Here is a 13,700-nt window from a genome sequence, read left to right on the forward strand (position 1 = left end):
TGCGGGGGAAACATGGGGGTCATTATGCAGTCGCCCCGAATCGCGAGCAACCGACCCGGGGCCGGCTGCGTCAGCGACCGACCGGCATGGCCCTGCCGGACATTAGACGCAAATGCGCCACAGCGGCAAGTCGCCAACGCTTAAGCTCCAGTACATGGGGGCTTCCTATAATCAGCAGGCACCGCCATCTATGCGGTTTCTATCTTTTTGGATACTGGAGAAAGCAGATGAAGCATCAATTTAAAGTCGCCATGACTGCCCTGGCGATCTGTTTTGCCACCAACACCTTCGCTGCCGAGAGCGCCCCCGAGCTGCAGAGCGAAACCACCCTGGCGCAAGAGCTGAACCTCTCCAACGCACAGGTTGAGCAGATCAAGAGCCTGCGTGAGAAGGCGGCCAAGGAACTCGGTTCGGTCAAGCTCGACGCCATCGGTCAGGACGTCATCATCAACATGATCAAGACCGGCAAGTGGGACGAGGCGGCCGCCAAGAAGCAGCTGCAGACCATCAGCAGCGTGCAGGCCGAGGCCCGCTACTACCGTGCCCATTACCTGTTCGAAGTCAGCAAGGTGCTGACCCCGGAGCAGAAAACCAAGCTGCACGAGATGCTCAGTGGCAACGAAGCCATGTATTGAGAGACGGCTCCCGTTTCTGTGACGCCAAATCCCCGCGCTGATGGCGGGGATCTTGCCCCTCCCCCCCCTCCACGCCTCGCACCCCCGCCCCTCTTCGCTTCTGATCCCGGTGACGGCCTGCCAACGCCACCCGGCCCCTGAAACCTCAGGACTGCCTTCCCCAAAGCGAGATAACCCCTCACCATCTCGGCCCGAGCATGTAGAATGGCCACCAGATTCAGACCCATTACGGCAGACGCTTGCCCGCAAGAGCACCTTCTGGAATAGAACATGACAGCACAGCACCAAGCCACCAGCGCCAACCTGAGCGCCCACACCCCCATGATGCAGCAGTATCTTGGCCTCAAGGCCGAGAACCCGGAGATCCTGCTGTTCTACCGGATGGGCGACTTCTACGAGCTGTTCTATGACGATGCCCGCAAGGCGTCCCAACTGCTCGACATCTCCCTGACCAAGCGCGGCCAGTCCGCGGGCAGCCCCATTCCCATGGCGGGCGTCCCCTATCACGCCATCGAGGGCTATCTGGCCAAGCTGGTGCAGCTCGGTGAATCCGCCGCCATCTGCGAGCAGGTGGGGGATCCCGCCACCAGCAAGGGGCCGGTGGAGCGCAAGGTCATTCGCATCATCACCCCGGGCACAGTATCCGACGAGGCGCTGCTCTCGGAGCGACAGGACAACCTGATCGCCGCCGTCTACCACGATGGCCGCCGCTTCGGCTACGGCACCATGGACATAGGCTCAGGCCGCTTCTTCATCAACCAGTTCGACAAGGAAGAGACTTTACTAGCGGAGCTGCAACGCACCAACCCGGCGGAGCTGCTCTACCCGGAGTCCTTCGAGTTCCTGCGCCACGTCGAGGGTCGCCGCGGCCTGCGCCGTCGCCCGGAGTGGGAGTTTGAGCTGGGCACAGCCCGCAAGCTGCTCTGCCAGCAGTTCGGCACCCAGGATCTGGTGGGCTTTGGGGTCGAGCAGAGCGAGACCGCCCTGTGCGCCGCTGGCTGCCTGATGCAGTACGTCAAGGACACCCAGCGCACCGCCCTGCCCCATATCCGCAGCGTGCGCCTCGAGCAGCCCGATCATGCGGTCATCATGGATGCCGCCACCCGCCGCAATCTGGAGCTGACCCAGAACCTGGCGGGGGGCTATGAGAATACCCTGAGCGATGTGCTGGATCGCACCGCCACCCCCATGGGCAGCCGGTTGCTCAAGCGCTGGATCCACCAGCCGATCCGCGATCGGGTGATCCTCAAAGGCCGCCAGAGCACCATCAAGGAGCTCATCGAGCAGAACCTCTACGACGAGCTGGGCAACCTGCTGCGTCAGGTGGGGGATGTGGAGCGGGTGCTGGCCCGTCTCGCCCTGCGCTCGGCCCGCCCGCGCGACCTCACCCGCCTGCGTCAGGCATTCGCCCAGCAGCCCGAGTTGCAGCGCCTGCTGGCGGATAACGAGCACGAAGCGGTGCAGCAGCTGGCCGAGCGCGCCAGCACCTTCCCCGAGCTGCTCGACCTGCTGGAGCGCGCCGTGATGGAAGTACCACCTGTGCTGATCCGCGATGGTGGCGTCATCCGTGACGGCTTTAACCAGGAGCTGGACGAGCTGCGGGATCTGGCCAACGGCGCCACCGCCAGCCTCGCCCGCATCGAGGAGCGGGAGAAGCTGCTGACCGGCATCAACACCCTCAAGGTGGGTTACAACAAGGTGCACGGCTTCTATATCGAGGTGAGCCGCGCCAACAGCCATCTGGTGCCGGCTCACTACATCCGCCGTCAGACGCTCAAGAACAATGAACGTTACATCATCGATGAGCTGAAGAAATACGAGGACAAGGTGCTCACCGCCCAGGCTCAGGCGCTGGCGCTGGAGAAGCGGCTCTACGAAGAGCTGCTCGACGCCCTGCTGCCCCACCTCGGCGATCTGCAGGAGTCCGCTGCCGCGCTGGCGGAGCTGGACGTGCTGGCCAATCTGGCGGAGCGGGCCGAGACCCTCGACTACCGCTGCCCCACCTTGATCGATGAGGATCAGATCCTGATCGAGGCGGGCCGCCATCCGGTCGTTGAACAGGTGATGAGCGATCCCTTTATCGCCAACCCCATCCGGCTGGAGCGGGATCGCCGGATGCTGATCATCACGGGCCCCAACATGGGGGGTAAATCTACCTACATGCGTCAGACCGCGCTGATCGTGCTGCTGGCTCATATCGGTGCCTTCGTGCCTGCCGACAGCGCCCGCATCGGCCCCATAGATCGTATCTTCACCCGGATCGGGGCGTCAGATGATCTGGCCTCCGGCCGCTCCACCTTTATGGTGGAGATGACCGAAACCGCCAATATCCTCAACAACGCCACCGCCCGCAGTCTGGTGTTGATGGACGAGATTGGCCGCGGCACCAGCACCTACGACGGCCTCTCGCTCGCCTGGGCCTGCGCCGAACAGCTGGCGAGCAAGATCGGCGCCTACACCCTGTTCGCCACCCACTACTTCGAGCTGACCCGGCTGCCGGAGCTGATGGCGGGGCTGGCCAACGTCCATCTGGACGCAGTCGAGCACGGTGACACCATCGCCTTTATGCATGCGGTGCAGGAAGGGGCGGCCAGCCGCTCCTACGGTCTGCAAGTGGCTGCGCTGGCGGGGGTGCCAAAATCGGTGATCCATCAGGCCCGTCACAAACTGCACGAGCTGGAAAGCGCCACTCCGGTCGCAGCCGGTGAAAGCCGCCCGGCCCCGGTGACCCTGGCCCCACAACCCCATCCTGTGGTGGAAGAGCTGGCAGCGGTGCGCCCGGACGAGCTGAGCCCCCGTCAGGCGCTGGACCTACTCTATCGCCTCAAGCAGATGCTCTGACGGCAACACCGGGACACAGGCAATGAAAAAGGGGAGCCTCGCGGTTCCCCTTCGTTTTGCCTCAATGGTACTGGGCCATCAGCCCGGACCTATGCGATCCAGCAGGCTCAGATTGACCGAGCCGGGATGGCGCTTGAGCTTCTGCCGGTATTCGAACTGGTGCTGACTCTCCTGCTTGAGCCCCTGCATCAGCGAATAGCACATGGCCAGCATGATCAGCGAGAACGGCAGCGCGGCTATGATGCTGGCCGCCTGCAAGGCCGCCAGGCCGCCAGATACCAGCAGAATGGCCGCCACCAGCCCCTGACCCAGCCCCCAGATGGCGCGGTGCAGCACGGGGGGATCCTGATCGCCGATGGAGAGCAGGGTGGTGATGACCAGCGTGCCCGAGTCGCTGGAGGTGATGAAGTAGGTGCAGATCAGCAGGGTCAGCACCCCTTTCGCAATCCAGCCGAAGGTCTCCCAGTGCAGCAGCTCCACTGTCTTGTAGAGCGCCAGGGTCACGTCCTGGTTGACCGCCGCCACCACGCCACCGCCGCCGAACAGCTCCAGATGCATGGCGGTACCGCCGAACACAGTGAGCCAGAACATGCCGAGCAGGGAGGGCACCAGCAGCACGCCGAGCACGAACTCACGAATGGTGCGCCCCTTGGAGATGCGGGCGATGAACATGCCGACGAAGGGGGCCCAGGCTATCCACCAGCCCCAGTAGAAGGCGGTCCAGCTCGATTGCCAGGCCGAGGTGCCGTTGGCTTCGGTGTTGGTCCAGAAGCTCAGTTTGACGATGTTTTGCAGGTAATCGCCGATGTTCTGCACATAGGCGTTGAGGATATAGGTGGTCGGCCCCAGCACCAGGAAGAGGGCGAGGATGAAGGCGCTGAGCCAGATGTTGAGTTCGGAGAGGATCTTCACCCCGCGCCCCACGCCTGAGATGGCCGACAGGGTGGCGATCAGACTGATGCCACCGATGAGCCAGAGCTGGCTGTGCTGGGAGACTTCCATGCCGAACATCTGGTTGAGGCCGGTGTTCATCTGGGAGACACCAAGCCCCAGGGAGGTGGCCACCCCGAACACTGTGCCGAACACCGCCAGCACGTCGGCGGCGTGGCCCCAGAAGCCGTAGATCCGCTCGCCGAGAATAGGGTAGAGCACGGAGCGAATGGCCAGCGGCAACTTGCGACGGTAGCTGAAGAAGGCCAGCGACAGGCCGACGATCACATAGATGGCCCAGGGGTGCAGACCCCAGTGGAAGAAGGTGAGGCGCATGGCGATCTGGGCTGCTTCCGGCGTCATCCCTTCGGTGACGAAGGGGTTGCCCTGCAGGTGATACATGGGCTCGGCTATGCTCCAGAACACTAGGCCTATGCCCATGCCGGCGCTGAACAACATGGAGAACCAGGCGAAGTAGCCGAACTCCGGTACCTGGTCGTCGTCGCCCAGTCGAATGCTGCCAAAACGGCTGAACATCAGGTAGACGGCGAAGAACAGGAACAGGGCAACCACCAGAATGTAGTACCACTTGAAGCCGGCAATGATGGTGTCCTTGGCGCCGGTGAACCAGGTTCCCGCGGTATCCGGGTCAAACACGCCAAACAACAGGAACAGGGTCACGACGGTGAGGGCCGTCATGGCCATGGTGGGATTGAGGCCTTTCAATAGCCCTTTGGTTGCTCTCATCGGGCCTCCTTAGTCATTGTTGAAAAAATCTTCACCCACGTGATCCCCCGCACCACCGATGGCGCGATAGACCAGTCGACCCGCCACCCGCTCGCGGTGATCCACCAGGGTGACCGAAGGCTGGCCGTTCACGGCGTGACGCTTGCCGAGGAAGATGGCCATGGGCACCCCCAGACTGGAGACCCCGCTGGTGATCCAGAGCCGGTTGAAGTCATAGGAGCCGCCGATGAACTCGAGCTGGGCCAGGCCATTGTCCAGACCGGCCAGGTAGAAGTTCATGGCACTCTCGTCGGGGAAGAGGTGCACCAGCACATAGGCGTAGCGCAATTCGTTCACCAACTCCTTTAGACTGAAAGAACCTGTGTCGCTGCAGGAGAGCGGCAGCTCACCATCGTAGTGATGCACTTGCAGGTTGTTGGGATCCTCGTCATAGGCGGGCTGATAACGCACGAAAGCCGAGGTATCTGGCAGTTCATAGCGGACCCTGACCACGCGAAGGTCGGCAACCAGGGACTTGATATCCAGGTCGTCATTCATGATGTCACTCCTCAAATATCGGGTTTAAATGCGGCAATTGTCCAATAACCTAACATAAAATTCATTAGAGCAGAAATGATTACACCAAAAGCCATATTGACCTTGTTGGGGATTAGGCGGAGAATTTTGCGCCTCTCCACTGCCCTGCGATGACCCCGACTCCATGGAAAAACATGATGAAGTGCTGATTGCTCTGCGCCAGATCATCCGTGCCATCGACATGCACTCCAAGCGCCTGATCAAGGAGGCCGGGCTGACGTCGCCGCAGCTCCTGCTGCTCAAGGGGATCAACGAGCTTGGCCAGATCTCCATGCGCCAGCTCGCCGATCACACCAACATGAGCCAGGCCACCGCGACCACCATCATGGACAGGCTAGAGAGCCGCCAGCTGGTGCAGCGCATCCGCAGCGAAACCGACAAGCGCAAGGTGCATGCGACACTGACTGACGCGGGTCGCGCCCTGCTCGCCCAGGCCCCCACCCCGCTGCAGGAGAGCTTCATCCAGCGCTTCCAGGCCCTGGAGAACTGGGAGCAGGGACTGCTGCTCTCCTCCCTGCAACGGATCTCGGCCATGATGAATGCCGACGGCATAGACGCGGCTCCCGTGCTAAGCGTCAGACCGCTCACCGAAGAGCGCGCCTGAACAAACGACGGCCATAAAAAAAGCTCCCGAATGGGAGCTTTTTTTATGGGAAGCGTGCGGGGAGATCACTCTTCCAGGCTGATGCCTATGTTGGAGACGCCACCCTGGGCCGCAAAGGTGCGGATGGCCAGGATGCGATCGCTGTCGCGCTCATGGGCGACCTGCTTGAGCAGCTCGACCTGGAACTCCAGTTCTGCCTCGATGTATTCGTGCTCGTAGAGCTCTTCGTCACTGAGATCCCGCTCTTCCAGCATCTCGATGAAACCCGCCACTGTACCGACCGAAGCGTGGCTGGCATCCATGGCTTCTTCCCCCACCCGGCAGATCACCGAGTTGTAGGCACAGCCCAGCGCCACGCAGGCATCCAGCGCCGGGTAGGCCCCGTAGGATTCAAACTTGCCAGGCTCGGGAATATAGACCTCGAACGCCTCCAGGATGGCCCCAAGATTGACGCGGGATCCCTTCACGGTGAGGTAGTTCCACATCTGATCCAGCGCGTGGCGAAACGCCTTCGCATCCCCGAAACCGGCTGCCTGGGTAAACAGCACATAGTTGGGGTACATGCGCTCTGCCAGCGCCAGGGTGTAGACGGTCTGCTGCCAAGGCTGCAGCTCGGCCAGTCGCTTATAAAACTTGTCACCAAACACTGGAGTCGGATCCTTTGCAAAATGTGGGGCAGATTGTAGCCCACGAGGGGCGTGGCGAAAACGAAAAAGCGCCCTGGTCGACTATCTTGCCCGATCAACTGGGGTAAGATGAGGACAGACCCCTCCTCCGCCGTGCCGCAAACATGATAAGGAACAAGAGTATGAGCCAACGTACCCTGCTTCTGCTCAGCCAGGACAACAACCACTATGAGCGCCTGCTCAAGGCCGCCCGCCTTCCCCATCTGCACATACTGCGGGCCGACAACCAGAGCGATGCCGAGAAGATGATCGGTGATGCCCATATCCTGATGGCAGAACCGGCACGGGCCAGACCCCTGCTGGCCAAGGCCGACAGGCTGAGCTGGCTCCAGTCCACCTACGCCGGGGTCGACGTGCTGCTGGATGCCAGCTGCCGCCGCGACTACCTGCTCACCAATGTGCGCGGCATCTTCGGGCCGCTGATGAGCGAGTATGTGTTCGGCCACCTGCTCAACCTGTCGCGCCAGTTGCCGCTCTACCGCGAACAGCAGCAACAGCGACTGTGGCAGAGCCATCCCTATCAGGGGCTCAAGGGGCGCACCATGCTGATCCTGGGCACCGGCAGCATAGGCCAGCACATAGCCCACACCGCCAAGCACTTCGGCATGCGGGTGCTCGGCATCAGCCACAGTGGCAATGAGCGCGCCGGCTTCGATCAGGTGTATCAGCTGCCGACGCTGAACAAGATGCTGGCCCAGGCCGACGTCATCGTCAGCGTACTGCCGGCGACCCGCGAGACCCGCCATCTGTTCACCGCCGATCGCTTCAACCAATGCAAGCCGGGGGCCATCTTCTTCAACGTCGGCCGGGGCAATGCGGTCCATGAAGGGGATCTGCTGGCGGCATTGCGCGGCGGCAAGCTGGGCACTGCGGTGCTGGATGTGTTCGAGCAGGAGCCCCTGCCCGCTGACAGCCCGCTCTGGCATCAGCCCAATCTCATCATCACCCCCCACAACAGTGCCTACAGCTTCCCGGAAGATGTGGCCCAGATCTTTATCCGCAACTACATCCGCTTCATCGACGGCCAGCAACTCGATGGCCGCATCGACTTCGACAAGGGTTACTGAGCCCAACCACCAGCAAAAAGGCCCCGCCAGATTGGCGGGGCCTTTTTGTATACGCAGAGAGGGGCTCAACCCGCCTCCATCTCCTTGCGATAGCTCTTCACCTTGGCAAGGAACTGGCGCTTGTCCTTGCCGGAGAGCGGCTCCGCCATCGGCAGCTTGACCTTCATGGGATCCACCGGGCGGTTGTTGACTCGCACCTCGTAGTGCAGATGGGCACCGGTAGAGCGGCCCGTGTTGCCGGAGAGCGCTATCTTGTCCCCCATCTTCACCTTCTGACCGGGTTTGACCAGCAACTTGCTCAGGTGCAGATAGCGAGTCATCAGGGTGCGGCCGTGCTTTATCACCACATAGGTGCCCGCGAGGGGGTGGCGGGTCGCCTTGAGCACGACACCGTCACCGGTCGCCATCACGGGCGTCCCCACCGGCAGGGCGAAGTCAGTCCCCTCATGGGGGCGGACCTGGCCGGTAATGGGGTGGCGTCGGGCCGGGTTGAAGTTGGAGCTGACCCGATAGCGACTATGGGTCGGATACCGGCGGAAGCCGCGCTCCAGGCTGTTCGCCTGACCGTCATAATAGTTGCCATCTTCCGACAGCCAGGCCGATACCGCCTTGCCCTGGCTGAACACTTCGACGCCCAGCAGCTGGGTGTTGCCCGTGCTCTTGCCCTCCACCGTCTCCTGTCTCACCAACACCTTGAACTTGTCGCCTTTTTGTAAATCCTTGGCGAAATTCAGGCGCCACTGGAACAGGTTGGCAATCTTCTGGATGTGGTTGGCCGGGATCCCCGCGTTGCGGGCGCTGACGTAGAAGCTGCCATTGATGACGCCGTCATAACTCTTCTGCTGCCACTGCACCTCTTCATTGAGCATGTTGGCGCTGTAAGTGTCGTCGGTACGCTCCAGCACCAGAGTCTGCTTGATGTTCAGGCGGATCTTCAGCTGCTGCAGTATGTTGTCCTGATCGATCAGCAACTCTATGGTCTGGCCAGGCTTGAGGCGGGCCAGATTGTTCTTGGCATCCGCATCCAGCACCTTGTAGAGGGTGGTGGTGGAGAGGCCGAGATTGTTGAAGATGGTGGTCAGGTTCTCGCCGTTGCGTACCCGGTAATCCTGCCACTGGGGCGTGGCATCGGCCGGAATGTCATCTTCCGGCGCCGCGGCTTCCACCAGTTCGTGATCCGGGATGTCGTTAAAATCCGTATTGTCTTCGTTGGTTGCCGTGCCAGTGGTGGCAATGGGCAACTCCAGACGCAATGGCCGCTCAAGGATGTCACCTGGAGCTGGCAATACGGCTACCGCTGACAGCGTCATGGCCGTGAGCAATAGCATGGCGTAAAAATGTTTGCGGGGAACCGGGGGTTCCCAATTGGCAGCCTGTGCTACCAAGGGACGGAGACGTTTCATCCGCTATCCTGTTATTAGATCTAAGGGTGGTAGTTGTGGGTCTGTTTTTATGATTTTTTATTATGAAAACCGAATATCTGGGTTTTAGACCTAAATACTTACAAAAAGTTCATCGCGATATGCACGAAACTCACATTTTATGCATAACCTTCCTGCATGGGCAGAAATGATCGCCTTTTTCAGCCATTTTTTTCTATTTTTAAGAACCAAGTCCGGTTGCGTTCACCCCCGGACCATCAGATGTTGCAAAAACATTTCCAGGGAGTGGGTATGTCATTGGCAAGATTGTTAAATGTAATCATCCTGATCCTGTTCACCATTGGTGCCATTCTGCTGCTCATGCTGGAGATCACCACGGTACGGCAGTCCATCCTCGATCAGATGTCGGCCAACCTGGAGACGGCCATCACGGCCCTGGGTCTGGTACTGCAAGGCACCCTGCTCAACGATGACAAGGTGCTGGCGGAAACCATAGTCAACGCCATGTTCGATGGCGGCTTCGTCAGCTCGGTCACGCTGCTGGATCCCGATGGCCAGTTGCTGTTCCAGAAAGTCTTCCACACGGCCCAGCAAAATATCCCCAGCTGGCTGCCCGCTGTCGTCCACATGCCACCTGTCAAGATCGAGCAGGAGCTCACCGATGGCTGGCGCATTCTAGGCACCCTCATCCTCGAAGGCCACGAGGGATACGCCTACCAACACCTCTGGAACGCCATCAGCCGCACCGGACTGGCACTGCTCGCGGGGCTGCTGGTATTCACTCTGGTGATCACCTGGGTATGCGGCCGCCTGCTGCGCCCCCTCGAACAAGTCAGCCTGCAACTGGTGCAGATCCGCAAACGCCAGTTCAGCGGCAATCTGCCTACCCCATGGCTTCGCGAGTTGCAGGAGGTCGTGGTCTCCATCAACCAGCTGGTCTCCGAGCGCAAGCGGGATCTGCTGCAGCAAAGACTCAAGATCACCCAGCTCGGCAAACATGACAGCCTGCTGGCCCATCAGAAACTCGCGGGGCTGACCGACATCGCCAACGGCATGTATCTGCAACACTTTTTCTCCACTCAGGGAAACATCCGCCTCTATAGCCGCCTACTGCCCCAGACCCCACCTACCACGGACAGCTCGCCGGATGAGATCCGGGCGCTGCTCAACGACTGGCTGACCCAGAAGACGGAAGGGCTACAGCTCCCCCTCAGCCTGCTCAATCATCCCGACTGGGCACAGTTCGCCTCCTCCCTGGCCAGCGCCAGGGGCAAGACCCTAGACTGGCGCTGGGATCTGGCAAGCTTCCCTCCTCTGGCCGAGGAGCGCCTGGGGGCGCTTCAGGCTCAGGGGGTCGAGATGGCATTCAGCAATGTGCCCATGAACAACGACAACCTGACGAAGCTAGACCCCATCAAGCCGGTCTTCATCAGCTGCCAGCTGACCCAGGCCCCCCTCTACTGGAACCTGCTTTCCCAGTGTCTGCATGCCTCCGGCTATACCCTGCTGGCGGAAGCTGGCGACATCAACGACACGGATACCCTGCGCAGTTGGGGCATCGATGGCTATGCCAGCCAGGAGGCATCATGAGAATCCCTATCCTATTGCTTGCCCTGTTGTGGCAGCCCGGCTCGCATGCGGTGTCCATGACCATAGGCACGGGGGGAGAACAGGGTATCTATTACCAGGTCATCAAGGAGTTCTGCCGACTGGCTTACAAGAGCGACCCCACACTGCAATGCAAACCGCAGGCCAGTTCGGGCTCCATCGAGAATCTGCGGCAGTTGCAAGCCAAAGAGATCCCCTACGCCCTCGTCCAGTCTGACTGGCTCTATCAGGCCAGCCAGGGCACGGGACCCTTCGCCAAGCAACCCCAGCCCGAATTGAGAACCCTCTTTGCCACCCATGCTGAGCCTTTCACCATAGTGGTGCGGGCCGATGGCGACATCACCACCCTGGAGCAACTCAAACTGGCCCCCATCGACATGGGACTCAAGAGTTCGGGCACTCGCCAGACGGCGCTGGCACTGTTCAACGTCTTGGGGGCAAAGGAACAGGATCTCGATCTGAAGAGCGTGGCCAATCTGTCCGAAGCCTTGTGCAGCAAACAGATCGATGCCTATGGGTTGGTGATGGGGCACCCGAACCGGATCGTGCTGGAGACATCCAAGCGCTGCGCCATCCGTTTCATGGCCATCGAAGGTGCGACTCGGGATCAACTGCTGCAAGGCGTCAAATTCTACCAGCGTAGCCAGGTACCGGCCCGCATCTATCCCGGCAACCTGAAAGCCACCCCCACCTTTGCCATCGCCGCCACCCTGGTGACCAATGCCGCCACGCCGGATGAAGACGCCTATCGCCTGACCAAGGCTATGCTGAGCCAGCAGACCAGTTTCAACGAGCAGACCTATGGCTATGCCAACCTGTTCCACAAGGCGCGCAACAAGATTGGTCCTGTGCTGAACGCCCCGCAACATCCGGGGGCGGCAAGGTATTTCGAGGAGTTGAAGGCCGCAGGCAAGCTATAGCTGGCGGCGGGGGGCACGTAGATGTTCGCTGGAGAAGCGGCTCTGCATCGACTTCCATTGGGTCAGGCGATCGGCACTCCCGGCCAGGGTCCCCTCACGACGTGACTTCATGACCCAGATGCTCTTGGCGTCGAAGCTGTACACGGGTTGCAGGTCATTGCGCTTGCTGCCGGGCAGGATGCGACCATTGATGTTGTCCAGCACCAGAGGGTCGGACTTGGTCGTCGGGAAATAGAGCGTCACCATGTGAAACTGGTTGTAGCGGATCGCCTTCACATAGGCCAGCCGCAGTTTCTTCTCGTCGACGCCGAGCTCCATCAGGGTGTAGTACTTGGAGATGCTGTAATCCTCGCAGTCACCCCCTCTGGCACCGATGAATTCCAGTGGATTGGCCCAGTAGTCCTCGTCCCCCCAAAGCCTGGGATCCTCGCTGTAGGTCAGATTGTTGAAGTAGTTATTGACCAGTTCCAGCTTCTGCTGATCCGTGGTGCCCGCTCTGGGCGCGAGCAGGCGTGAAAAGGCCTCGGCGCGCTGGATAGCCCTGGCGCCATAGACTTCCTGCATTTTTGCCTTCAGCTCGGGGCTGGCAATGTGCTCGGACAGGCGGGAGGCCTGCACGCTGGCACAGAACAGTGCCAGGGTGCAGGTGGGGACAAGCAATAATTTCATAACTGACGCTCCATATCAGACGCTGGAGGTCAGTATAGTTGGCCGCGGCCGCCCCATAGGGCGAGTCTGGGATGACTCAGCGGCACTGGGCGAAGGCGTCGGCCAGCTGTTGCATGAAGTGCGGATAAGCATCGGGACCGAGCGTCACCTGCTCACCCACTTCATCCAGCAGCAACACCTTGGCGCCTGTGTTGCGGGCGACCGATTCGATCACCGCAGGCGAGAATTGCGGCTCGGCATAGATGCAGCTCGCCTGCTTCTCTTCAAGCGCCTTGCGGATCTCCACCAACGTCTTGGCGCCGGGGCGACGCTCCGGGCTCACGGTGAAGTGACCCTTGGAGCTCATGCCGTAGTGACGCTCCCAGTAACCATAGGCCTCGTGAAACACGAAATAGCCCTTCTGGTTCACCGCCTTCATCTGTTCGGCGATCACCTTGTCCTTGGCGTCCACCTTGGCATCGAATGCGGCAAGGTTGGCGGCATAACGGGCCTGATTGGCCGGATCCTGCTTGGCAAGCTCGGTCGCGATCGCCTTGGCAATCACCTTGGCATGGGTCGGCCCCAGCCAGATATGGGGATCCACCCCCTCGTGGTGATGCCCCTCATGACCTTCATCATGGTCATCGTGCCCATGGGCGGCGTGATCATGGTCGTGGTCGTCATGATGAGCGGGATCCTGGCTGCCCTGAGTCGCGTAGTTGAACAGCGGCATCCCCGGAACCTGGGTCAGGGTCAGCTTGTGGGGATGATCGGCCAGCGGCTTGGCCATGAAACCTTCCAGCTCGGGGCCGACCCACACCACCAGATCGGCGTCATTGATGCTGCGAATATCGGAAGGACGCAGGGAGAAGTCGTGGGGAGAGGCGCCGGTTGGCAGCAAGACTTTGGGCTCGCTCACGCCATCCGTGATGGCCGCCGCGATAAAACCCAGGGGCTTGATGGTGGTCAGCACCTCGAGGGCGCGGACAGGCAGACTCACCGCCAGCAGCGCAGTGATCAGAGTAAGAATTCGCATAGAGGTCTCGTCATGGAGTG

Annotated in this window: 12 protein-coding genes; 6 read left to right on the forward strand and 6 right to left on the reverse strand. The window is 60.8% G+C overall.

Annotated features, from left to right (window positions below):
* Positions 1 to 227: 227 nt before the first annotated feature.
* Both Aeroheme_RS18285 and mutS read left to right on the forward strand, forming a co-directional pair.
* A complete protein-coding gene (locus tag Aeroheme_RS18285; protein ID WP_411166321.1) occupies positions 228 to 635 on the forward strand; it encodes a Spy/CpxP family protein refolding chaperone in 408 nt (135 codons plus the stop codon).
* 270 nt (positions 636 to 905) lie between these two features.
* Positions 906 to 3,476, forward strand: coding sequence for a DNA mismatch repair protein MutS (gene mutS, locus Aeroheme_RS18290; RefSeq protein ID WP_411166322.1), 2,571 nt, complete (start codon positions 906 to 908; stop codon positions 3,474 to 3,476).
* Between the two features lie 78 nt (positions 3,477 to 3,554).
* Here the strand turns inward: mutS and Aeroheme_RS18295 are convergent, their stop codons facing one another.
* Together Aeroheme_RS18295 and Aeroheme_RS18300 are read right to left on the reverse strand one after the other, a co-directional pair.
* On the reverse strand, positions 3,555 to 5,153 hold the full coding sequence (locus Aeroheme_RS18295; RefSeq protein ID WP_106885050.1) for a BCCT family transporter: 1,599 nt from the start codon (positions 5,151 to 5,153) through the stop codon (positions 3,555 to 3,557).
* 9 nt (positions 5,154 to 5,162) lie between these two features.
* Positions 5,163 to 5,690: a hypothetical protein gene (locus tag Aeroheme_RS18300; RefSeq protein ID WP_025325616.1), complete on the reverse strand. Its 528-nt coding sequence runs from the start codon at positions 5,688 to 5,690 to the stop codon at positions 5,163 to 5,165.
* Positions 5,691 to 5,853: 163 nt separating this feature from the next.
* Here Aeroheme_RS18300 and Aeroheme_RS18305 point away from each other — a divergent pair, with 163 nt between their 5' ends.
* Entirely contained in the window at positions 5,854 to 6,333 is a 480-nt protein-coding gene (locus Aeroheme_RS18305; RefSeq protein WP_025325615.1) for a MarR family winged helix-turn-helix transcriptional regulator, read from the forward strand.
* A gap of 65 nt (positions 6,334 to 6,398) precedes the next feature.
* On the opposite strand, the gene Aeroheme_RS18310 is transcribed toward Aeroheme_RS18305, so the two are convergent.
* Positions 6,399 to 6,980: a YjaG family protein gene (locus Aeroheme_RS18310; RefSeq protein WP_106885051.1), complete on the reverse strand. Its 582-nt coding sequence runs from the start codon at positions 6,978 to 6,980 to the stop codon at positions 6,399 to 6,401.
* 161 nt (positions 6,981 to 7,141) lie between these two features.
* Between Aeroheme_RS18310 and Aeroheme_RS18315 the strand changes: the two genes are divergently transcribed.
* Complete coding sequence (locus tag Aeroheme_RS18315) at positions 7,142 to 8,086, forward strand: D-2-hydroxyacid dehydrogenase (protein WP_411166323.1); 945 nt, start codon at positions 7,142 to 7,144, stop codon at positions 8,084 to 8,086.
* A gap of 65 nt (positions 8,087 to 8,151) precedes the next feature.
* Here the strand turns inward: Aeroheme_RS18315 and mepM are convergent, their stop codons facing one another.
* Positions 8,152 to 9,489, reverse strand: a complete 1,338-nt coding sequence (gene mepM / locus Aeroheme_RS18320) for a murein DD-endopeptidase MepM (protein ID WP_139744064.1) — start codon at positions 9,487 to 9,489, stop codon at positions 8,152 to 8,154.
* 270 nt (positions 9,490 to 9,759) lie between these two features.
* Here mepM and Aeroheme_RS18325 point away from each other — a divergent pair, with 270 nt between their 5' ends.
* Complete coding sequence (locus Aeroheme_RS18325; RefSeq protein WP_411166324.1) at positions 9,760 to 11,058, forward strand: LapD/MoxY N-terminal periplasmic domain-containing protein; 1,299 nt, start codon at positions 9,760 to 9,762, stop codon at positions 11,056 to 11,058.
* Entirely contained in the window at positions 11,055 to 11,996 is a 942-nt protein-coding gene (locus tag Aeroheme_RS18330; protein ID WP_411166325.1) for a TAXI family TRAP transporter solute-binding subunit, read from the forward strand. Before Aeroheme_RS18325 ends, Aeroheme_RS18330 begins: the two co-directional genes overlap by 4 nt.
* Here the strand turns inward: Aeroheme_RS18330 and Aeroheme_RS18335 are convergent.
* Together Aeroheme_RS18335 and znuA are read right to left on the reverse strand one after the other, a co-directional pair.
* Positions 11,991 to 12,665 carry a transglutaminase-like cysteine peptidase gene (locus Aeroheme_RS18335; RefSeq protein WP_106885056.1) on the reverse strand — a complete coding sequence of 225 codons (675 nt, stop codon included), beginning with the start codon at positions 12,663 to 12,665 and terminating at the stop codon, positions 11,991 to 11,993. The two genes, Aeroheme_RS18330 and Aeroheme_RS18335, sit on opposite strands and share 6 nt — an antisense overlap.
* A gap of 76 nt (positions 12,666 to 12,741) precedes the next feature.
* A complete protein-coding gene (gene znuA / locus Aeroheme_RS18340) occupies positions 12,742 to 13,680 on the reverse strand; it encodes a zinc ABC transporter substrate-binding protein ZnuA (protein WP_411166326.1) in 939 nt (312 codons plus the stop codon).
* Positions 13,681 to 13,700 lie beyond the last annotated feature (20 nt).

It is taken from the genome of Aeromonas sp. DSM 116730 (genome assembly GCF_046581335.1).
GTDB classification, from domain to species: Bacteria; Pseudomonadota; Gammaproteobacteria; order Enterobacterales; family Aeromonadaceae; genus Aeromonas; species Aeromonas rivipollensis.